Origin of the sequence: Streptomyces sp. NPDC048331 (assembly GCF_043201215.1) — a bacterium.
Lineage (GTDB): Bacteria > Actinomycetota > Actinomycetes > Streptomycetales > Streptomycetaceae > Streptomyces.
Window position 1 is genome coordinate 89,952 of record NZ_JBICYT010000015.1, and the last position, 24,060, is coordinate 114,011.

General features: G+C 74.7%; 5 protein-coding genes. 4 read left to right on the forward strand and 1 reads right to left on the reverse strand.

Features of this window, described 5'->3' with window-relative positions; genetic code table 11:
* Positions 1-129: 129 nt before the first annotated feature.
* The gene (locus tag ACGFYY_RS22370; RefSeq protein WP_393711695.1) at positions 130-630 is read right to left on the reverse strand and encodes a GNAT family N-acetyltransferase; all 501 of its coding nucleotides are present in this window, start codon (positions 628-630) and stop codon (positions 130-132) included.
* Between the two features lie 219 nt (positions 631-849).
* Here ACGFYY_RS22370 and ACGFYY_RS22375 point away from each other — a divergent pair, with 219 nt between their 5' ends.
* From ACGFYY_RS22375 to ACGFYY_RS22390, 4 genes are all read left to right on the forward strand, one after another.
* Positions 850-1,089, forward strand: a complete 240-nt coding sequence (locus ACGFYY_RS22375; RefSeq protein ID WP_109783686.1) for a phosphopantetheine-binding protein — start codon at positions 850-852, stop codon at positions 1,087-1,089.
* A 39-nt stretch (positions 1,090-1,128) separates the two neighbouring features.
* Positions 1,129-2,454 carry an enterobactin transporter EntS gene (gene entS, locus ACGFYY_RS22380; RefSeq protein WP_393711698.1) on the forward strand — a complete coding sequence of 442 codons (1,326 nt, stop codon included), beginning with the start codon at positions 1,129-1,131 and terminating at the stop codon, positions 2,452-2,454.
* A gap of 104 nt (positions 2,455-2,558) precedes the next feature.
* Complete coding sequence (locus tag ACGFYY_RS22385; RefSeq protein ID WP_393711700.1) at positions 2,559-16,850, forward strand: amino acid adenylation domain-containing protein; 14,292 nt, start codon at positions 2,559-2,561, stop codon at positions 16,848-16,850.
* 20 nt (positions 16,851-16,870) lie between these two features.
* The gene (locus ACGFYY_RS22390) at positions 16,871-24,025 is read left to right on the forward strand and encodes an amino acid adenylation domain-containing protein (RefSeq protein WP_393711702.1); all 7,155 of its coding nucleotides are present in this window, start codon (positions 16,871-16,873) and stop codon (positions 24,023-24,025) included.
* Positions 24,026-24,060 lie beyond the last annotated feature (35 nt).

The following is a 24,060-nucleotide window of genomic DNA, read 5'->3' on the forward strand; positions in this document are numbered from 1 at the left end:
TCCTGGCGCCCCGCGCGCGGGGGCGCCGGGGGCGGCGCCGGGGGGCCGCCCGGCCCCGCCGCCCCCCCGGCGGGGCCGCCCGGCCCCCGGGCCCCCGGCCCGGCCCCGGTCGTGTGCGGACCGTACGGCTCAGAGCCTCCTGGAGAGCACCTCCGAGCCGCGGGCGGGGTCCAGCGCCGCCGTCCAGGCGGCGGGTGCCCGTCCCGGGACGGGCGGCACGAAGCCGTGCCGCCGGAAGAAGGCGGCGCCGCCCGTCGTGGCCGTGAAGACCTCGCTTACGAGGCGGTGCCGGGCATCGGCGAGCGCGGCGCGCAGCAGCGCGGCGCCCAGCCCTCGGCCTTGGTTCCCCCGGGCGACGCAGAAGTTGTAGAGCACGGCGGCCCCTTCCCCCTCGTCACTCAGGGCGAGGCAGCCCAGGGCCGGTGTACGGCCTCGACCGGTCGCGAGGAGAAACTCCCCGGCATGCGCCAGGTAGTGGTCGATGCCGCGGGGCCGCAGGGCGCCGGAGCGGATGAAGGCCAGCGAGAGGGCGTGCAGCGCGGGGGCGTCGTGCGGACGGGCCCGACGGACCAGGGGCGGGAGGCCGTCCGTGCCGTGCGGCGAGGGACGGAGGGTGGCGACAGTAATCACAAACTTAGGTTAGCCTTCCCTAAATTGAGCCGCAATTCCGCCTCCCGGCCCAACGCATCACACCCAGAGGCCAGTTCATCAAAGCGGCAGTCACGCGTTCACCACACCCGGCTTGACGTGCAGCTTCACCTTTAGTTAGGTAAGCCTTACCTAATAGAATGCTGACGCGTCGTCGCGCTCGCACCGTTCCGCCGATCCTCGAGGAGAGAGAACCCCCTCATGTCCGCTTCCCCGCCCTTCACGCTCGACCGGCTGGTCCGCGACGTCGCCGACGTGCTCTACACGGAGCCCTCCGACGTCTCCCTGGAAGAGGACCTGTTGGACCAGGGCCTCGACTCGATCCGGCTCATGTCCCTCGTCGAGAAATGGCGGGCCGAAGGCGCCCGCATCAGCTTCGTGGACCTCGCCGAACGACCCACCCTGCGCCAGTGGGCCGAGCTGCTCACCGCCGCCCCCTGATCCCACCCTCCCCCGCACCTGCCCGCCCCGGAGCCTTCCGTGCCTCTGCGTGACTTCGTCATAGACATCGAACCCCTGCGCACCAGCAGGGACTTCCGCGCCATCTTCATCGCCCGCGTGGTGTCCCTGTTCGGCCTCGGCATGGCGACGGTGGCCCTGTCCGCCCAGGTGTACGGACTGACGCGCTCGACCTTCGACGTCGCCGTCGCCAGCATGATCATGAGCATCACGGTGCTGCTCGGCTCGCTCTGGGGCGGCGTCATGGCCGACCGGACCGACCGCCGCCGGCTGATCGTGTGCGCCCGCGGCGCCGCCGCCCTCGCCTTCGCCGGCCTCGCCGTGAACGCGATGCTGCCGGACCCCACCCTGTGGGGCATCTACGTGTGCGTCGCCTGGGACGGGCTGGCCACGGGCGTCAGCGTCACGGCCCTGATGGCCGTCGCCCCGACGCTCGTGCGCCCCGACCAACTCCCGGCCGCGGGCGCCCTGATCTCGCTGACCGGTGAGATCGGCTCCATCAGCGCGCCGTTCCTGGGCGGTGTGCTCCTCGCCCTGTGGGGACCCGGCCCGGTCTTCGCCTTCACCGCCGTCACCACGGCCGTCACCACCCTCCTGATCTCCCGGATCCGGCCCCTGCCGCCGGTCGAGGACGACGAGGAGGACGAGCAGTCCGGCGCCGACACCGGATCGCTACTGGTCGCCTTCAAGTACGCCGTGCGCAACCGCGTCGTGGGCGGACTGCTCGTGCTCGGCGGCGTGATGGCCCTGTTCAACCTCCCGGTCGTGCTCTTCCCCGAGATGGTCGACCGGCAGTTCCACGGCGGCGAGGTCATGCTCGGCCTCCTCTACACCGCCCCCGCCGTCGGCGCGGTCGCCGTCTCCGCCACCAGCGGCTGGCTGACCCGGGCCGCCCGGCCCGGCCGGCTCCTGATCTACTCGGCCGTCACCGGCGGTCTGTCCGCCGTCGGCTTCGGCCTCAGCGGCAACATCTGGGTCGCCTTCGCACTGCTCGCCGTGGGCGGGGCCGCCGGAACGGTCTACGAGATCCTCGAGTACGCCCTCGTCCAGCACAGCACCCCGGACCGGCTGCGCGGCCGCATCGTCAGCGTCATCACCACGCAGGGCACCACCGGAGGCGTCGTCGGCGATGTCGAGGTGGCCGCCCTCGCGCGCTGGTTCAGCCCCGGTGGGGCGGCCGTCGTCAACGGTGCGATCTGCGCCGTGGCCGCCGTCGTCGTGGCGATCGCCGTACCCGGCCTGCGCAGGGCCACTCTCCCCCGCGAGGAGGACGACGACGCGGCTCGGCCCGACGCCGGGCCGAGCCCCGACACCGCCGGCCTGAAGCCCGCCGCCCCCGCGGCCTAGGGGACCTTCCCCCACCTGCCCGCAGGCCCCCGCACCCCGTCGACCTCCCCCGGCCGGTCCCGCCACCGGCCGGGGACCCGCAGCGAATCTGGAGCACGATGTCCATGACCGAGCGTCCCTCCCAGCGCCTCCCCCTCACCGGGGCCCAGACCGGTGTCTGGTACGGCCAGCGGCTCGATCCCGACTCCCCGGTCTACAACGTCGGCCAATACGTCGAGATCGACGGCCCGCTGGACGCCGGGCTGTTCGTGACGGCGCTCCGGCGGACGGTCGCCGAGAGCGAGGCCCTGACGGCGCGCTTCGCGGAGGGCCCCGACGGCGAGCCGTACCAGGTCACGTGGAGCGGGCCGGCCGCCGGTCCGCTGGTCGCCGTACTCGACCACACCGGCCAGGACGACCCGTACGGCACCGCCCTGTCCCTCATGCACGCCGACATGGCCCGCCCCCTGGACCCGGTCCGGGACTCCCTGTACGTCTTCACGCTGCACAAGGTCGCCCCGGACCGCACCCTCTGGTACCAGCGCGCCCATCACCTCGTGCTCGACGCCTTCGGGTTCTCCCTGGTCTCCCGCCGCACCGCCGAGATCTACACGGCCCTCGCCGGCGGCGAGGAGCCGACGCCCGACCCGTTCGGCGGGCTGGAGGTGATCCTCGCCGAGGAACGCGCCTACCGGTCCTCGCCGCGCTTCACCGAGGACCGCGCCTACTGGCTGGAGCGGCTCGCGGACCACCCCGAGCCGGAGCCGCTGAGCGGTGCCCGATACCCCGCGGCCCACGCGTTCCTGCGTGACGGCGCCACGCTGACGCAGCAGGAGACGGCCGGTCTGCTGGCGATCGCCCGCGCGGCGAAGGCCAGTTGGGCCGATGTGATGACCGCCGCCTTCGCCGCCTACCTGCACCGGGCCACCGGCAGCCGGGACGTGCTGTTGTCCCTGCCCGCCATGGCCCGGCTGGGCTCGGCGGCCCTCAAGGTGCCGTCCATGGTCGTCAACGTGCTGCCGTTGCGCGTGACCGTACGCCCGCAGACCCCGCTGGCCGAACTGGTCGCCGCCGTCGCGGCCGACGTCCGTGACCTGCGCCGCCACCAGCGCTACCGCGCCGAGGACATCCGCCGCGACCTCGGCCTGTCCGGCCGCGAGCAGGGCCTGCTGGGGCCCATGGTCAACATCAAGGCCTTCGACAACTCCCTCGACTTCGCCGGAGCGGCCGGCTCCGTGCACAACGTCGCCGCCGGCCCCGTGGACGACCTCACCCTCGGCGTGTACCACGACGCCGCCGAGGGGCGGATCCGCTTCGAGCTCGACGCGAACCCGCAGGCCTACGACGCCGGGACGCTGGCCGCGCGCCGCGCCGAGTTCGCGCACTTCCTCCGTGAGGCCGCCGCGGCTGGGCCACAGGCCCCCGTCGGGCGCCCGGACCTGCTCGCGCCGGCCGCCCGCGACGCCCTGCTGCTCGACCGGAACGACACCGACCACCCGGTCCCGCCCGGCACCGTCGTCGACGCCTTCGAACACGCCGCCCGGCTGCACCCCGAGGTGCCCGCCGTGATCGCGGGCGCCGACACCCTCGACTACGCCGCACTGGAGGAGCGCGCCAACCGGCTCGCCCGCCTGCTGATGGGCCGCGGCGCCGGCCCGGAGAGCATCGTCGGCCTCGCACTGCCCCGTACCACCGACCTCGTGGTGGCCCTGCTCGCCGTCTTGAAGGCAGGCGCCGCCTACCTGCCGCTCGACCTCGACTACCCCGCCGACCGGCTGGAGTTCATGGTCGAGGACGCCCGCCCGCTGTGCGTCCTGACCACCCTGGACAGCGCGGCCGGCGCCCCGGTCGTGGACGGGGTGGAGACCGTCGTGCTCGACGCCCCCGACACGCTCGCCGAGCTCGCCGACACCGCCGCCGACGCCCCCACGGACGCCGACCGCACTTTGCCCCTGGCCGGCGGCCACCCCGCGTACGTGATCTACACCTCCGGGTCCACGGGCCGCCCCAAGGGGGTCGTCGTCCCGCACGCGGCCCTGGCCAACTTCCTGCGCATGCAGGCCCACGAGCTCGAACTGGCGCCCGGTCAGCGGCTCGTCGCGGTCACCACCATCTCCTTCGACATCGCCGCCCTGGAGATCCACACCCCGCTGATCAGCGGCGCCACCGTGGTCCTGGCGGACCGCGACACCGTACGGGACCCGGCCGCGCTCGCCACCCTCGTCGACGCGCACCGTCCCTCGGTCATGCAGGCCACGCCGTCGCTGTGGCACGCCCTGCTGGAGGACGGCCGCCCGGCCTCCCTCGACGACACCCGGGTGCTCGTCGGCGGTGAGGCCCTGCCCGCCGCCCTGGCCGAACGCCTCGCGCGCACCGCGCGCTCCGTCACCAATGTGTACGGCCCGACCGAGGTCACCGTCTGGGCGACCTCCCGCCTGCTGGACCCCGGGCACACCGGGGTCCCGGACATCGGGGTGCCGTTCTGGAACACCCGCGCCCATGTCCTGGACGGGGCCCTGCGCCCGGTCGGCGTCGACCGCCCCGGTGAGCTGTACCTCGCCGGGGACCAGCTGGCCCGCGGCTACCTCGGCCGCCACGCCCTGACGGCGGAACGTTTCGTCGCGGACCCGTACGGGCCCGCCGGCAGCCGGATGTACCGCACGGGCGACCTCGTACGCCGCCACGCGGACGGCCGGATCGCCTTCCTCGGCCGCGTCGACGACCAGGTCAAGCTGCGCGGCTTCCGCATCGAACTGGGCGAGATCGAGAGCGCGCTGACGGCCGGTGAGGGCGTGGACCGGGCCGTGGCCCTGGTCCGCGAGGACCTGCCGGGCTTCCCGCACCTCGTCGGATACGTCACCCCCGCCGCCCAGGGGCCCGCCCCCGACCCGGCGGGCCTGCGCCGGGCCCTGGGCGAGCGGCTGCCCGAGTACATGGTCCCGTCCGCCGTCGTCGTGCTCGACGCCTTCCCGCTGACCGCCAACGGCAAGATCGACCGTCGTTCCCTGCCCGCGCCCGACCTGGCCGCCCTGGCGGGCACCGGGGCGCGGGCGCCGCGCGGCGCCCGTGAGGAGATCCTCTGCGGGATCTTCGCCGATGTGCTGGGCCTGGAATCCGTGGGCCCCGACGACGACTTCTTCACCCTCGGCGGCCACTCGCTGCTGGCCGCACGCGTGATCGCCCGGGTGCGGACGGCCCTGGACACCGAGTGCGGGATCCGGGACGTCTTCGAGGCGCGGACCGTGGCCGCGCTCGCCGCGCTGCTGGCCGGGCGCACGGCGGCCGCCCGTCCGGCGCCCGTCGCGGGTCCGCGCCCCGACCCGCTGCCGCTCTCGTACGCGCAGCAGCGCCTGTGGTTCGTGCACCAGGTGGAGGGTGCGAGCGCCACCTACAACATCCCGTTCGTGGTGCGCTTCGACACGGCTCCGGACGCGGGCGCCCTGGACGCGGCCCTGCGGGACGTGGCGGGGCGCCACGAGACCCTGCGCACGGTCTTCGGGGAGCGGGACGGTGAGCCGTACCAGCGGGTGCTGGAGGTGGCGGAGGCCGGAGTACGGCTGCACGTCCACGACGTGGCCGCGGACGGGTTCGAGGCGGCGGTCCGGGCGGCCCTGGGACACCTCTTCGGCTTGTCCGGGGAGGCCCCCCTGCGGGTGACGCTGGTACGTGACGCCGCGGGCAGGGAACACGCCCTGGTGGTCCTGCTGCACCACATCGCGAGCGACGAATGGTCGATGGGGCCGTTCCTGCGCGACCTGGAGCGGGCGTACGCCGCCCGTTGCGCGGGCGAGGACCCGGAACTCGGTGTGCCGGCAGTGCAGTACGCCGACTTCGCGCTCTGGCAGCGGGAGCTGCTGGGCTCGGCGCGGACCCCCGGATCGCTCGCCGCAACCCAGGCGGCGTACTGGCGCGAGGCCCTGGCGGAACTGCCGCCGGAGGCCGGGCTGCCGGCCGATCGGCCGCGCCCGGCCGTGGCCGACCCGGCCGGAGCCATGGTCTTCAAGACGGTGCCGCGCGAACTGGCGGCCGCGGTGCGCTCGCTTGCCCGCGAGACCGGCACCAGCGTGTTCATGGTGGTGCACGCGGCCGTCGCCGCGCTGCTGCACCGACTCGGCGCGGGCGAGGACATCGTGCTCGGCAGCCCTGTGGCCGGCCGCAGCGACAGCGCGCTCGACGAACTCGTCGGCTTCTTCGTCAACACGGTGGTGCTGCGCACCGACCTGTCCGGCGACCCGTCCTTCACCGAGCTGCTGGACCGGGTCCGGACGACCGACCTGGCCGCGCTCGACCACGCCGACCTGCCCTTCGACTCGGTGGTGGAGGAGGTCAATCCGCAGCGCTCGCTCTCCCGCCACCCGCTGTTCCAGACGATGGTCTCGCACAGCACGGTGACCCAGGACGTGGCGAACCTCTTCGGATACCCGGCCCGGGTGGACCGGGTGGATCCCGGTGTCACCAAGTTCGACCTGGACATCACCTTCTCGGACGCGGCGCACAGCGAGGACCTCGAACTGGAGGTGTTCTACGCGACCGCGCTGTTCGACCGTCCGACCGTGGACACCTTCGTCCGGCGGCTGCTGCGCGCGCTCGCCGCGGCGGTGGCGGCCCCGGCGGACCCGGTGTCCTGGTGGGAGCTGCGGGACGAGGCCGAACGGGCCCGGCTGACCCGCTGGAACGATACGGACCGGCCGGTGGAGCCGGGTGCGGTGACCGAGGTGTTCGCCGCCCGTGCGGCGGCGGCTCCCGACGCGGTGGCCGTGGTCGCCGGGGACGAGCGCCTCACCTTCGCCGAACTGGAGGACCGCGCGGGCCGGCTGGCGGCCCTGCTGGCGGGACGCGGCGTCGGCCCGGACACCGTGGTGGCGCTGGCCGTGCCGCGTTCCGCCGGGACCGTGGTGGCCACGCTCGCCGTCCTGAAGGCGGGCGGTACCTATCTGCCGCTGGACCTGGATCACCCGGCCGAGCGGATCGCGTACATGCTCGGGGACGCGGCGCCCGTGTGCGCGGTGACCACGCGGGCGGTCGCGGACCGGCTGCCGGGCGTGGACCTGGTGGTGCTGGACGACCCGGAGACGGTGGAGGCACTGGCGGCCGCCGTGCCCGGGGCCGATGTGCCCGTGGACCCCGAGCACGCCGCGTACGTCATCTACACCTCCGGCTCCACCGGCCGGCCCAAGGGGGTCGTGCTCCGGCACGCCGGTCTGACCCGGCTCTTCCGCGACCACGAACGGGAGCTGTACGTGCCCGTCGCCGAGCGGCTCGGACGCCGGGTGCGGGCGCTGCACACCGCCTCCTTCTCCTTCGACTCCTCGTGGGAGCAGCTGCTGTGGCTGGTCGCCGGGCACGAGCTGCACGTCCTCGACGAGTACGGGCGCCGGGACGCGGACGCCGTCGTGGCCTACGTGCGGGCGGAGCGGATCGACACGCTCGACGTCACCCCCTCGTACGGACGGCAGTTGGTCGACGCCGGTCTGCTGACGGGCGAGTGGCGGCCGCCGCTGTTCCTCCTGGGTGGCGAGGCGGTGCCGCCAGCGCTGTGGGAGGAGCTGCGCGCCGTCCCCGGGGTGGAGGTCGTCAACTACTACGGGCCGACCGAGTTCACGGTGGACGCCCTGGTCGCGCGGGTGGGCGACTGCGTCTCGCCGGTGGTGGGCCGGCCGCTGGACAACAGCCGGGCGCACGTGCTGGACGGGCGGCTGCGGCCGGTGCCCGTGGGGGTGCCGGGTGAGCTGTACCTGGCGGGCGAGCAGAACGCCCGTGGCTACCTGGGCCGGTTCGCCCTCACGGCGGAACGTTTCGTCGCCGATCCGTTCGGTTCTCCGGGCTCCCGGATGTACCGCACGGGCGACCTCGGACGGTGGCGGGCCGACGGCCTGCTGGAGTTCCTCGGCCGGGTGGACGACCAGGTCAAGATCCGCGGCTTCCGGGTGGAGCCCGCCGAGGTCGAGGCCGAACTCGCCGCCCTGGACGGGGTGACCTCGGCCGCCGTGGTGGTCCGCGAGGACGTCCCGGGTCTGCCGCGGCTCGTCGGCTACGTCACGGGTACGGCCGATCCGGTCCGGCTGCGGGCCGCGCTGGCCGATCGGCTGCCCGAGCACCTGGTCCCGGCCGCCGTGATGGTGCTGCCGGTGCTGCCGACGAACGTGAACGGCAAGCTGGACAAGGCCGCGCTGCCGGTTCCGGTCGCGCCGGCCGAGGCCGGCGGACGGGCGCCGAGCGGGGCCGCCGAGGAGCGGATCGCCGAGGCCTTCGCCCAGGTGCTGGGCGTTCCCTCGGTCGGCGCCGACGAGGACTTCTTCCGACTCGGCGGGCACTCCCTGCTCGCCACCCGCCTGGTGGCCCGCATCCGGACGGCGTCGGCCGCCGACTGCACGGTGCGGGACGTGTTCGAGCTGCGTACGGTCGCGGCCCTCGCGGAGCGGGTGGCCGGCCGTCGGTCGGTGGTCCGCCCCGCGCTGACCGCCCGTCCGCGACCGGAGCGGCTCCCGCTGTCGTACGCCCAGGCACGGCTGTGGTTCCTGCACCGGATGGAGGGCCCGAACGCCACGTACAACATCCCGCTGGCCCTGCGGCTGCGCGGAGAACTGGACCTGGCCGCCCTGGAGGCGGCCGTGCACGAGGTGACGGCCCGGCACGAGGCGCTGCGTACCGTGTTCGCGGAGGACGCCGAGGGCCCGTACCAGCGGGTGCTCGCTCCGTCGGACGTGGCCGTGCCCTTCGTCGTGGCCGACGTGGAGCCGGCCGATCTGGGCCGGAGCATCGACACGGCGGCCGGTCACGCCTTCGACCTGGGGACCGAGACGCCGCTGCGGGTGAGCGTGCTGCGCACCGCCGCCGACGACCAGGTGCTGCTCCTGCTGCTGCACCACATCGCCGGTGACGAGTGGTCGGCCGGACCGCTGCTGGCCGACCTGGCCGCCGCCTACGCGGCCCGGTGCGCGGGCGGGGTCCTGCGGACCGCGCCGCCCGCCGTCCAGTACGCGGACTACGCGCTCTGGCAACGCGAACTGCTGGGCGACGCGGCGGTACCCGGATCGGTCGCGTACGACCAGGCCGGCTTCTGGCGCGAGGCCCTGGCCGGGCTGCCCCAGGAACTGACCCTGCCGCTCGACCGCCCGCGTCCGGTGCGCCCCACGCACGAGGGCCGGACCGTGTCCCTGCCCCTGCCCCAGGACTTGGTGCGAGACCTGGAGGCACTCGCCCGGGACCGCGGCACGACGATGTACACGGTGGTGACCGCCGCCGTGGCGGCGCTGCTGCACCGGCTCGGCGCGGGCGAGGACATCCCGCTGGGCAGCCCGGTGGCGGGGCGCGGCGAGGAGGCCCTGGACGCACTGGTCGGGTTCTTCGTGAACACCCTGGTCATCCGGGCCGACCTGGCGGGCGAGCCGTCGTTCGCCGAACTGCTGCGCCGAACGGCCGCCTTCGGAGCGGCCGCCCTCGCGCAGGCCGACCTGCCCTTCGACGCGGTCGTCGAGACCGTCAATCCGGAGCGCTCGCTCGCGCGGCACCCGCTGTTCCAGACGATGGTGGCCTACGAGGACGGCGGCGCCGAGCCGCTGCGCGCCCTCGGCCCCCTGCCGGCCGAGGAATTCCCGGTCCAGGCCGGGGACGCCAAGTTCGACCTGGAGATCCTCTTCCGCCGCACCCCGGGCACCGATGACTCGCCCCCCGCGATGATCTGCGGAGTGCGGTACGCGACGGACCTCTTCGACGCGGAGACCATACGGTCGTTGCTGACCCGGCTGCTGCGGCTGCTCGGCGCGGCCGCGGCGGCCCCGGAGGTCCCGCTCGCCGAGCTGGAGCTGCTCGACCCCGCCGAGCGCGCCCAGCTGCTGGAGGGGTGGAACGACACCGTCCGGCCGGTGGCGCCGCAGACCCTGGACTCGCTGGCCGCGGCCGGTTCCCGGCGCGATCCGTTGGCGACGGCCCTCGTCTTCGAGGGGGTCGAGCTGTCGCGCGCCGATTTCGAGGAGCGGGTGAACCGGCTGGCGCGGCTGCTGATCGGCTACGGGGTCGGCCCGGAGTCGGTGGTGGCGGTGGCCCTGCCGCGCTCCTTCGACCTGGTGGTGGCCCTGCACGCGGTGGTCCGGGCCGGCGGCGCGTATCTGCCGCTCGACCTCGGTCTGCCGACCGAGCGCCTGGCGTACATGGCGGAGACGGCCGCGCCGGTCTGCCTGCTGACGGACCTGCCCTCGCTGGGGGCGCTGCCGGAGCTGCCCGACACCGAGATCCTCGTCCTGGACGCGCCGGAGCGGGCGGCCGAGCTGGCCGCGCTGCCGGGTGATCCGGTCGTGGACGCGGAGCGGCGCGCGCCGCTGCTCCCCAGCCACCCCGCCTACGTGATCTTCACCTCCGGTTCCACGGGGATGCCCAAGGGCGTGCTGGTCGAGCACGAGGCGATCGTCAACCGGCTGCGCTGGATGCAGGACGCGTACGGTCTCGACTCCACCGATCGGGTGCTGCAGAAGACCCCGGCGAGCTTCGACGTGTCGGTGTGGGAGTTCTTCTGGCCGCTCGCCGAGGGCGTGCCGCTGGTCATCGCCCGCCCCGAGGGCCACAAGGACCCGCGCTACCTCGCCGAGCTGATCCGCGAACAGCGCGTCTCCGTGCTGCACTTCGTCCCGTCCATGCTCGCCGCCTTCCTCGGCGAGACCGACATCGCCCACTGCCCGTCGCTGCGCCTGGTCGTGGGCAGCGGCGAGGCCCTGCCGAGCGGGCTCGTCACCCGCTTCCACGCGTCCGCTCCGGGCGGCTCGACCCGGCTGGTGAACCTGTACGGCCCCACCGAGGCGGCCGTCGACGTCACCGCCGCGGACTGCCCGGCAGCCGGGGCGGGCCCCGCGTCCGCCGCTGCCTCCGCCTCCATCGGCGGCCCGGTGTGGAACACCCGCGTCTACGTCCTGGACGCCCGGCTGCGGCCGGTGCCCGTCGGCGTCCCCGGCGAGCTGTACCTGGCCGGCGTCCAGCTGGCCCGCGGCTACCTCGGCCGCCCGGCCCTGACGGGCGAGCGCTTCGTCGCCGACCCGCACGGCGCCGCGGGCACCCGCATGTACCGCACCGGCGACCTGGTGCGCCGGAGCCGGGACGGGCGGCTGGAGTACCTGGGCCGCACCGACGACCAGGTCAAGCTGCGCGGCTTCCGCATCGAACTCGGCGAGATCGAGGCCGTCCTGACGAGCGCGCCCGAGGTGGCGCAGGCCGCCGTCGTCGTCCGCGAGGACCAGCCCGGCGTGCAGCGCCTGGTGGCCTACGCGGTCGCCGCAGCCGGCGCGACCCTGGACCAGGCCGCCCTGCGCACCTTGGCCGCCGCCCGCCTGCCCGCGTACATGGTCCCGGCCGTGTTCGCCGAGCTGGGGGAGCTCCCGCTCTCCGCCAACGGCAAGCTGGACCGGCGGGCGCTGCCCGCGCCGGCGGCGCCGGTCGCCGGTACCTCGAGGGCACCGCGTGACGCCCGCGAGGAGATCCTCGCGGGGATCCTGGCCGACGTACTCGGCCTGGAGTCGGTCGGTGTGGAGGACGACTTCTTCGCCCTCGGCGGTCACTCCCTGCTCGCCGCCCGTGCGGTGGGTCGCTTCCGGGCCGCGCTGGACGTGGACTGCGCCGTCCGCGACCTCTTCGAGGCGCGGACGGTGGCCTCGCTGGCCGCCGTCCTCGCCGAGCGCTCCGGCGCGGGGCGTCCGCGCCTCACGGCGGGCGCGCCGCGGCCCGAGCGGCTGCCGCTGTCCTTCGCGCAGCGCCGGTTGTGGCTGCTGGACAGCGTGCGCGGTCCGAGCACCACCTACAACGTGCCGCTCGCGGTGCGGCTGAGCGGGCCGGTGGACACCGTGGCCCTGGCGGCGGCGGTCCAGGACCTGGTCACCCGGCACGAGAGCCTGCGGACCGTGTTCCGTGCGCACGAGGACGAGCCGTACCAGGTGGTCCTGCCGGCCGAGCGGGCCGGTGTGGCGCTGACGGTGCGCGAGGTGGCGGCGAACCGACTGGAGGAGGAGGCGGTCCTCGTCGGCGGGCACGTCTTCGACCTGGCGGCCGAGCCGCCGGTACGGGTCACGCTGCTGCGGGCCGCGCCCGAGGACCATCTGCTGGTGGTGCTGGTGCACCACATCGCGACGGACGAGGGGTCGGCCGGCCCGCTGTTGGCGGACCTGGACCGGGCGTACGCCGCCCGGTCGGCGGGCGCGGAGCCTGATTTCGCCCCGCTGTCCGTGCAGTACGCCGACTTCGCCCTCTGGCAGCGGGAGTTGCTCGGTGACGCGGGCGACCCGGACTCGGTGGCGGCCCGGCAGGCCGCGTACTGGCGGCAGGCGCTGGCCGGCGCCCCGGCCGAGCTGACCCTGCCCGCCGACCGGCCGCGGCCGGCGGTCCCCTCGTACGAGGGGGACGTGGTGACCTTCGAGGTCCCGGCGCGGACCGGAGCGGGGCTCGCGCGGATCGCCCGTGAGGGCGGCGCGACGCTGTTCATGGTGGCGCACGCGGCCGTCGCCGCGCTGCTGCACCGGCTGGGCGCGGGTGAGGACATCCCGCTGGGCAGCCCCGTCTCGGCCCGGGAGGGCGAGGAACTCGACGGGCTCGTCGGCTTCTTCCTGAACACGTTGGTGCTGCGCGCGGACCTGTCCGGGGACCCGAGCTTCGCCGAGCTGGTGGCGCGGGTGCGCGACACGGGGCTTGCGGCCTTCGCGCATGCCGATCTGCCGCTGGAGGCGGTCGTCGAGGCGGTGGATCCGGAGCGCTCCCGTTCCCGCAATCCGCTGTTCCAGACGATGGTGACCTACCACTCCGTGGGCAGCGCGGTGCCGGAGCTGTTCGGGCTGCCGGCGCGGGAGGTCACCGTGGAGACCGGTGGGGCAAAGTTCGATCTGGAGATCGCCTTCGGGGCCTCCGAGGAGCATGGGGCGATCGCGGGCGGTATCCGCTTCGCGTCCGACCTCTTCGACCGCACGACCGTCGAACTGCTGGCCGGGCGGCTGCTGTTGCTGCTGGACGCCGTCGTGGAGGCGCCCGAGCGGCCGGTCTCGGCGATCGAGGTGATGGACCCGGCGGAGCGCGGGCTCGCACTGCACGGCTGGAACGACACCGGCCACCCGGTGGGCGGGGCGCGGACGCTGGCCGCCCTCGTGGCGGCGGGCGCGAAGGAGGAGACCGGCCCCGCGCTGGTCTTCGAGGGTGACGAGCTCTCGCGGGCCGACTTCGAGGAGCGGGTGAACCGGCTGGCGCGGCTGCTGATCGACCGTGGGGTCGGCCCGGAGTCGGTGGTGGCCGTGGCCCTGCCGCGCTCCTTCGACCTGGTCGTCGCCCTGCACGCGGTGGTCCGGGCCGGCGGCGCGTACCTGCCGCTGGACCTCGGCCTGCCGACCGAGCGCCTGGCCTCCATGACGCGGACCGCGGAGCCCGTGCTGATACTTACCGACACTTTGTCGGAAACCTTGCTCTCCCCCGAAGTGGGCCGGGAGCGGGTCCTGTTGGACTCCCCCACCGTCCGGTCCCGGCTGACCGCGCTGGACGGCTCGGAGCTGGCCGAGTCGGAGCGGCGCGAGCCCCTGCTGCCCCACCACCCCGCCTACGTGATCTTCACCTCCGGCTCCACCGGAATGCCCAAGGGCGTCCTGGTCGAGCACGAGGCGATCGTCAACCGGCTGAGCTGGATGCAGGACGCCTACCGCCTGCGGCCGGGCGACCGGGTGCTCCAGAAGACCCCGGCGAGCTTCGACGTCTCCGTCTGGGAGTTCTTCTGGCCGCTCGCCGAGGGCGTGCCGCTGGTCATCGCCCGCCCCGACGGGCACAAGGACCCGCTGTACCTCGCCGAGCTGATCCGCGAACAGCGCGTCTCCGTCGTGCACTTCGTCCCGTCCATGCTCGCCGCCTTCCTCGGCGAGACCGACATCGCCCACTGCCCGAGCCTGCGGCTGGTCGTGTGCAGCGGCGAGGCCCTGCCCACCGAGCTCGTCGGCCGGTTCCATGCCTCGGCCGCCGGCGCGCCGGTGGAGCTGGAGAACCTCTACGGCCCCACCGAGGCGGCCGTCGACGTCACCTCGGGCTCCTGCACCACCTTCACCGCGGCCGAGGCGCGGGCCTCGGCCTCCATCGGGCTGCCGGTCTGGAACACCCGCCTGTACGTGCTCGACGCCCGGCTGCGGCCGGTGCCCGTCGGGGTCCCGGGCGAGCTGTACCTGGCCGGCGTCCAGCTGGCCCGCGGCTACCTCGGCCGCCCGGCCCTGACGGGCGAGCGCTTCGTCGCCGACCCGTACGGGGCTCCCGGGACCCGGATGTACCGCACGGGTGACCTCGTACGGCGCCTGGCCGACGGCCGCGTCGACTACCTCGGCCGCACGGACGACCAGGTCAAGCTGCGCGGCTTCCGCATCGAACTCGGCGAGATCGAGGCCGTCCTGACAAGCGCGCCCGAGGTGGCTCAGGCCGCCGTCGTCGTCCGCGAGGACCAGCCCGGCGTACGGCGCCTGGTGGCCTACGCGGTCCCCGTGCCCGGCGCCGCGCTCGACCGGGCCGCCCTGCGCGCCCTGACTGCCGCCCGCCTGCCCGAGTACATGGTCCCGGCCGTGTTCACCCGGTTGGAGCGGCTGCCGCTGTCGGCCAACGGCAAGCTGGACCGGCGGGCGCTGCCCGCGCCGGTGATCGCCGTACCGGACGCGCCCGCCGCCCCGGCCGGCCGGGTGCCCGCCGGGACGCCCGAGCAGATCCTGAGCACCCTCATGGGCGAGGTGCTGGGCCTGCCCGGAGTCGGCCCCGACGCCAACTTCTTCGAGCTCGGCGGCGACAGCATCGTCTCCATCCGGCTGGTGGGGTTGGCCCGCAAGGCCGGGCTGACCGTCTCCGCCCGGCAGATCTTCACGCACCCGACCCCGGCCGCGCTGGCCTCGGTCGCCACCGTGCCCGAGGGCGCCCCCGCGCCCGCCGCCCGTACGGCCGACGCGGGTCCGGGCCCGTTGCCGCTGCCGCCCGTGGCGTCCTGGCTGGCCGAACGGGGCGGCCCGTTCGCCTCGTTCGCGCAGGCCCGGCTGGTCCGGCTGCCCGCCGGGGCCCGGCGCCCGCACCTCACGGCCGCGCTGCAGGCCGTACTGGACCACCACGAGGGGCTGCGCCAGCAGCTGACCGTGACCCGCCCCGGGGTGTGGAGCGCGGAGATCCGCCCCACGGGCGCGGTGGACGCCTCCGCCGTCCTGGAGGGTGTGGACGCGGCCGGCCTGTCGGACGCCGCACTGCGCGAGCTGGTCGCCGCCGAGTCCGAGCGGGTGTGGCGCCTGCTCGATCCCGAGGCGGGGGCCCTCGTACGCGCCGTGCACCTCGACCGGGGCCCGGCCGAGCCCGGCCGGCTGCTGCTCGTCGTCCACCACCTCGCGGTGGACGAGGTGTCCTGGCAGATCCTGCTGCCCGACCTCGAGGCGGCACACGAGGCAGCCGCCGCGGGCCGGACGCCGGCCCTGGAAGCGGTCGGCACCCCGCTGCGGGCTTGGACCACACACCTGCTGGCCGAGGCGCAGAGCCCGCGCCGCACCGCCGAGCTGGACCGCTGGCTGGCCGCCGCGCCCGGCGGGCCGCTGCTCGCCGGGCGTCCGCTCGACCCGGCCACCGACACGGCCGCCACCGCGCGCCGACTGTCCGTACGGATCTCCGCCGAGCGCACGGCTCCGCTGCTGCAGGCCGTGCCGGCCGCCTTCCACGGCACCGTCGGGGACACCCTGCTGAGCGCGCTGGTCCTGGCGGTCGGTGACCGGGTGACCCGCTCGGGGCAGCCCCGGCCGGACGGGTTCACCGTGGACCTGGAGGGTCACGGCCGGGAGCAGGAGCTGCTGCCGGGCGCCGACCTCACCCGCACGGTGGGCTGGTTGACCAGCATCCACCCGCTGCGCCTGCCGATGGGAGCGTACGACCCGGCGGCGGTCGCCGCCGGGCGCACGGACGCGGGGGCGCTGCTCAAGGAGGTCAAGGAGCTGCTGCGGGCGGTGCCCGACGGCGGGCTCGGCGCCGGGCTGCTCCGCTACAACAACCCGGCCACGGCGCGGCTGTTCGACCCGTCCGCTCGCGCCGAGATCCTCTGGAACTACCTGGGCCGACAGACCGGCCGGGTCGATTCCGCCTGGGGCCCGGCCCCGGAGGGGGACGCCCTGTCCGCCCGCCCCGACCCGGCGATGCCGCTCTCCCACGTACTGGAGATCACCGCGGAGATCACCGACGGGGACGGCGGGCCGGAACTCACCGCCCACTTCATCTGGGCGGGCGAGGCGCTCTCCCAGGAGACCGTGGGGCAGCTCGCGGACGGCTGGACGGCCGCCGTGGACGCCCTCGCCGCCTGGGCCGACGGCGGCACGTCCGCGGGGTACACCCCCTCGGACCTCGACCTCGTCGATCTCGACCAGGACCAGATCACCATGCTCGAAGAAATGTGGAGGGCCCAGCAGTGACGCAGGCTCGAATAGAGGACATGCTTCCGCTGTCCCCCTTGCAGCAGGGCATGCTGTTCCATTCCGTCTACGACGCGGGCGCGCCGGACGTGTACACGGTGCAGGTCTCCGTGTCGCTGGCCGGCCCCGTGGACGCGGACCGACTGGAGCGGGCGGGCGCGGCCCTGCTGCGCCGCCACCCCAACCTGCGGGCCGGCTTCTGGCACGAGGGAGTGCCGCAGCCGGTGCAGTTCGTACCGGCCGAGGTGACCTTCGCGCTCGGCCGGGCGGACCTGTCGGCCGACCCCTCGCCGGCCGCCGTGCGTCGGGTGGAGCGGGCCGAGCTCGACCGCCGGTTCGAGCTGCACCGGCCGCCGCTGTTGCGGCTGCTGCTGGTGCGCCGGGGCCCGGACGACCACCTCCTCGTGGTCACCGTGCACCACATCCTGGTCGACGGCTGGTCGATGCCGCTGCTCGTCGGGGACCTCCTCGCGCTGTACGAGAGCGACGGCGACACCTCGGGTCAGCAGCCCGTACGCCCCTACCGCGACTACCTCAAGTGGCTGAAGGCGCAGGACGTCCCGGCCGCCGAGGGTGCCTGGCGCACCGCGCTGGCGGGGCTGGACGAGGCCGTGCTGGTGGCCCCGGCCGACCCGTCCCGTACCGCGGTGCGGCCCGGTGTGCACCGGGTGCAGCTGTCGGAGGCGGCCACCGCCCGGCTGACGGCGGCGGCCCGGTCGCTGGGCACCACGCCCAGTACGGTGATCCAGGCGGTCTGGGGACTGCTGCTCGGCAGTCTGACGGGCCGCCGGGACGTGGTGTTCGGGCTGACGGTCGCGGGCCGGCCCGAGGAGCTCCCCGGCGTGGAGTCGATGGTCGGGCTGTTCATCACCACCGTGCCGGTGCGGCTCACGGCCCGGCCGTGGGAGAGCGCCGCGGACCTGCTGAGACGGTTCCGGGACGAGCAGAACGCGCTGCTCGCCCACCACCACCTGGGCCTGCGGCTGATCCAGAAGCAGGCGGGTGGCGGCGAGCTGTTCGACACCCTCGTGGTCATCGAGAACTACCCGGTGGACCCGTCCGCCCGGGCGCCACTGGCCGACGGGGTCCGGGTGACGGCCGTCGAGGCCCGGGACGGCACGCACTTCCCCCTCACCCTGTCCGTGTCCCTGGACGAACGGGCCGAACTGGCCCTGGAGTACCGGCCGGACCTGTTCGACCCCCGGACCGCCGCCCGCGTCGCCGAGCGGTTCACCGCCCTGCTGGACCAGGTCGCGGGCGATCCGGGCCGGCCGGTGGGCACCCTGGATCCGCTGACCGCCGCCGACCGCGCGGAGCTGTGTGGCGCGGAAGCGGGAACCGCCCGCGATGTGGCCGACGGTACGGTCGCCGACCGGTTCGCCGAGCGGGCCGCCGCGACGCCGGACGCCGTCGCCGTGGTCTCGGGTCCCGACCGGCTGACCTTCGCGGAACTCGACGACCGGGCCGCCCGGTTGGCCGGGCTGCTGGCCTCGCGCGGCGCCGGACCCGAGGCGGTCGTGGCGCTGGCCGTGCCGCGCTCGGCCGCGTCGGTGGTGGCCATCCTGGCCGTCCTGAAGTCGGGCGCCGCCTATCTGCCGTTGGACCTGGACTACCCGGCCGACCGGATCGCCCTGATGCTGGACGACGCGGCCCCGGTGTGCGTGCTGACCACGGAGGCGGCGCTCCCGCTGCTGCCCGCCGGGTCGGTGGGCGGACCGGAGCGGATCGTCCTGGACTCGGCGGGGACGACCGTCGAACTCGCCGCGCGGGGCGACGGATTCCCGGCGCCGCGTACGGAGTCCGGGCACCCGGCGTACGTGATCTACACCTCCGGTTCCACGGGCCGCCCCAAGGGCGTGGTGCTGACCCACGGCGGTCTGTCCAATCTGTACGCCAACCACATCGCGGACGTCTTCGCCCCGGCCGCAGCGGCTGCGGGCGGGCGACGGCTGCGCGCCCTGCACACCGCCTCGTTCAGCTTCGACACCTCGTGGGAGCAGCTGTTCTGGCTGGTCTCGGGGCACGAGCTGCACGTCCTGGACGAGATCGGCCGCCGGGATGCCGAGTTCACCGTCGGCTACGTCCGCGAGCACCGGATCGACGCCATGGACGTGACGCCGACCTACGCCGGCGCCCTGCTGGAGTGGGGGCTGCTGAGCGGTGCGCACCACCGGCCGGGGCTGCTGCTCCTGGGCGGCGAGGCCGTTCCCGAGGCGCTGTGGACCGAGGTCCGCGCGGCACCCGGGGTCATGTCGGTGAACCTGTACGGGCCCACCGAGTACACGGTGGATGCCCTCGGCGCCGACCTCGCCGAGTCGGCCACCCCGATCGTCGGCCGGCCCATCGGCAACACCCGCGCCCGCGTGCTGGACTCCGCCCTGCGGCCCGCGCCGGCCGGCACCGCCGGTGAGCTGTACCTGGCGGGCCACGGCCTGGCCCGCGGGTACCTGGGCCGGTTCGCGCTGACCGCCGAGCGGTTCGTGGCCGACCCGTACGGTCCGGCCGGCTCGCGGATGTACCGTACGGGCGACCTCGTACGGCTGCGCGCCGACGGGCAGTTGGAGTTCCTGGGGCGGGCCGACGACCAGGTGAAGATCCGCGGCTACCGGATCGAGCTCGGCGAGGTGGAATCCGCGCTGTCCGCGCAGCCCGGTGTGGGCTCGGCGGCCGTGGTCGTCCGCGAGGACACGCCCGGGGTCAAGCGGCTCGTCGGCTACGTGACCGGCACGGTCGAACCGGCGGCCCTGCGGGAGGCGCTGGCCGCCGTGCTGCCCGACTACATGGTCCCGGCGGCCGTGGTGGTCCTGGAGGTCCTCCCGACCAACGTCAGCGGCAAGCTGGACCGGGGCGCGCTGCCCGCGCCCGAGCTGGGCGGCGCGGAGCTGTCGCGGCCGCCGCGGGACGCCCGCGAGGAGGCGTTGTGCGCCGTCTTCGCGCAGGTGCTGGGGCTCGCCTCGGCCGGGATCGACGACGACTTCTTCGCGCTGGGCGGGGACAGCATCGTCTCCATCCAGCTGGTGACGCGGGCGCGTAAGGCCGGCCTGGTCCTGACCCCGCGCGACGTCTTCGAGCAGCGGACCGTGGAGCGGATGGCGGCGGTGGCCCGCGAGGTCTCGGAGCAGGACGGCGGTCCCCTGCCGTCGGCCGGACCGCTCGTCACGCTCGACGCCGGGCAGGAGGCGACGCTGGCCGCGGTGTTCCCGCGGGTGGCGGAGGTGCTGCCGCTCGCGCCGCTGCAGGAGGGCCTGTACTTCCACGCGGTCTACGACGACCGGGCCCTCGACGTCTATCTGATGCAGAACTTCGTCGAGCTGCTGCACGCCGTCGACGGGCCCGCCCTGCGCTCCGCCTTCGACACCCTGCTGCGCCGCCACCCGAACCTGCGGTCCGGTTTCTGGCACGAGGGTCTGGACGGCCCGGTGCAGGTGGTGCCGGGCGAGTGGGAGCTGCCCTGGCGGGAGATCGACCTCAGCCATCTCGACCGGGCGGCGCAGGACGAGGCGTTGCGGGAGTTCTCGCTCGCCGACGCGGCGACGCGGTTCGACCTGGCGGCACCGCCGCTGCTGCGGGTGGCCCTGATCCGGTTCTCGGCGGAGCGGTGGATGTTGTGCGTGACGCAGCACCACATCCTGACCGACGGCTGGTCGGAGTCGCTCTTCTTCGAGGAGCTGTTCGCCCTGTACGGGCACGGCGGCTCCGCGGACGTGCTGCCGCCCGTCACCCCGTACCGGGACTACCTGCGCCGGCTGTCGGCCGTGGATCGGGAGGCCGCCGAGCGGGCCTGGCGCACCCATCTGTCCGGGCTGGACCAGGCCACGCTCGTGGCCCGGGCGGATCCGGACCGGCGGCCGGTGACCGCCGAGGTGGTGGACCTGTCCCTGGACGAGGCCACGAGCGACCGGCTGCGGTCCTTCGCTCGGGGCTGCGGGGTCACCCTGAACACCGTGCTCAGCACGGCCTGGGCGATGACCCTGGCCGGGATGACGGGCCGCGACGACGTGGTGTTCGGCGCCACTGTCTCGGGTCGTCCGGCGGACCTCGTCGGGGTCGACCGGATGATCGGCATGTTCATGAACACGCTGCCGTTCCGGGTCTCCCTGCGCCCCGACGAGCCGCTGCGCGAGCTGCTGGTGCGGATCCAGGGCGAGCACGCGGCCCTGCTGCCGCACCACTACGTGGGGCTCGGCCCGATCCAGCAGCTGACCGGCCTCGGCCGGCTCTTCGACACCCTGTACGTGTTCCGCAACACGCCGCTGAACGACGCCGCCCGCGAGGAGGCGGTGGCGGCCCACGCGATCGGCTGGACGCACAGCGTCGACGGCACCCACTACCCGCTGACCCTGGCCGTCACCCCCGGTCCGGCGCTGGAGCTGAGTCTCGGCTACCGGCCCGACCTGTACGACGAGGAGACCGCCCGGCACCTGGCGGGCCGGCTCGCGCTGCTGGTGGAGCAGCTCGCCGACGGCGGGGCGCTCCCGGTGGGCCGACTGCTCACCCTGGACGCGGCGGAGCGGGCCGAACTGCTGGCGACCGGCGACGACATGGGCCACGCGATCCCGGACACCACGGTGATCGACCTGTTCGCCGAGCAGGCCGCCCGGACCCCCGGGGAGACCGCGCTGGTCTTCGAGGACCAGCGGCTCAGCTACGCGGAGCTCGACGCGCGCGCCGACCGGCTGGCCCGGGCCCTGGTGGCGCGGGGCGCGGGGCCGGAGGCCGTGGTGGCCCTCGGGCTGCCCCGGTCGGCGGACTTCGTGGTCGCGCTGTTCGCCGTACTGAAGACCGGCGCGGCCTATCTGCCGCTGGACCTGGACCACCCCGTGGACCGGCTCGGCGCGATGGTGGCCGACGCGGCTCCGCTGTGCCTGGTCACGACGGCCCCGGTGACGGACCGGGTGCCGGTGGTGGGGGGCGTACCGGCACTGCTGCTCGACGACCCCGCGGTGCTGGCCGAACTGGCGGCGCTGCCGGCGGGCCCGCTCGCGGAGTCGGAGCTGACGGGCGTACGGGACGGCCGGAACCCCGCGTACATCATCTACACCTCCGGATCCACCGGGCGGCCCAAGGGCGTCGTGGTGCCCTACTCGGGTCTGACCAACATGCTGCTCAACCACCGCGAGCGGATCTTCGCTCCGGCGGTGGCCCTGGCGGGGGGTCGCCGGATGAAGGTGGCCCACACCGTGTCCTTCGCCTTCGACATGTCGTGGGAGGAGTTCTTCTGGCTGGTCGACGGGCACGAGGTGCACGTCATCGGTGAGGAGCTGCGGCTGGACCCGGCGGCCCTGACAGCGCACTACGACCGCGTGGGCATCGACGTGGTCAACGTGACGCCCTCGTACGGGCTGCAGTTGGTCGAGGCGGGTCTGCTGGACGCGGACCGGCACCGGCCGACGCTGTTCCTGCTGGGCGGTGAGGCGGTACCGGACGGCCTGTGGGAGCTGCTGAAGCGCACCGAGGGCACCATGGGCTACAACCTGTACGGCCCGACGGAGTACACGATCAACGCGCTGGGCGCCGACGTGGACGACAGCGCCGGCTCGTGCGTCGGTCGGCCGATCTTCAACACCCGGGCCTACGTGCTGGACAGCGCGCTGCGGCCGGTCCCCGCGGGTGTGGCAGGTGAGCTGTACCTGGCGGGGGCGGGCCTGGCCCGCGGCTACTTCGGGCGGCCTGCGCTGACCGCGGAGCGGTTCGTCGCAGACCCGTTCGGCGAGCCGGGCACGCTGATGTACCGGACGGGTGACCTGGTGCGGTGGCGCGGGGACGCGCAGATCGACTACCTCGGGCGCGCCGACGACCAGGTCAAGATCCGTGGGTTCCGCATCGAGCTCGGCGAGATCGAGTCGGCCGTCGCGGCCGAGCCGGGCATCGCGGCGGCGGCCGTGATCGTCCACACCGGACCGACCGGCCTCAAGCGGCTGGTCGCCTACACGGTGGCGTCGGCGTCGGACGCTCCCGAACCGGCCGCCCTCCGGGCCCGGCTGTCGGCCTCGCTGCCCGAGTACATGGTTCCGTCGGCCTTCGTGGAGCTGTCGGCACTGCCGCTGACGGTGAACGGAAAGGTGGACCGGGCGGCGCTGCCCGCGCCCGACTTCGGAGACGCGGGCGGCGGACGGGCGCCGAAGGACGCGCGCGAGGAGCTGCTCTGCGGGATCTTCGCGGAGGTGCTGGGGCTGGAGCGCGTCGGGGCCGAGGACAACTTCTTCGAGCTCGGCGGCCATTCGCTGCTGGCGATGCGCCTCGTCGGCCGGATCCGCGCCGAACTGGGCACCCCGGTCCAGGTCGGGGCCGTGATGGCCGCGCCGACGGTGGCGGACCTGGCCTCCCGGATCGGGTCGGACGCCCGCCGGGACGCGCTGCGGGTGCTGATGCCGCTGCGGGAACAGGGCACGGCGGCGCCGCTGTTCTGCTTCCACCCGGCGTCCGGCTTCGCCTGGCAGTACACGGGCCTGCTGCGGTTCCTGGACCCGGATCGGCCGGTGTACGGGCTCCAGTCGCCGGGGCTGTCGGGCGAACAGCCCGACGTGGCCGACGTGGCCGCGCTGGCGGAGCTGTACCTGGCGGAGATCCGTACGGTGCAGCCCGAGGGCCCGTACCACTTCCTCGGCTACTCCTTCGGCGGGACCGTGGCGCAGACGCTGGCCGCACTGCTTCAGGAGCGCGGCGAGGAGGTCGCCTTCCTGGGGCTGCTGGACGCGTACCCGCCGGAGATCGAGGACTGGTCGTACATCGACGCCCCGGACCTGCGCGAGCGCCTCGCACGGGAGGAGAGCGGCTTCCTGCTCTCGGTGGCCGGGCTGAACCCGCCGGAGGGCGATGCTCCGGTGGACCGGGCGGAGGCGGTCGGCGCGATCCGCGACAGCCAGGGCCTGTTGGCCGGCTTCGACGAGGCGCTGCTGGGGGCGATCGTCGACACGAACGTGCACTGCGTCCGGCTGCTGTCACGCAGCCGCACCCTCCGCTACCGCGGTGACGTGCTGTTCTTCACCGCGTCCCGGTCCACCCCCGCGGACGAGGCCCCGGGGCTGGTCTGGCCCGCGTACCTGGACGGCCGGATCGAGGAGCACGTCCTCGACTGCTCGCACGACGACCTGCTGTCCCCCGCGGTCCTGGCGGAGATCGGCCCGGTGCTGGCGCGTGCGCTGGCGCCTGCCGGGCCGACCGCCCGGGACTGACGCCCCGCGGGGGGGGGGGGGGGGGGGGGGGGGGC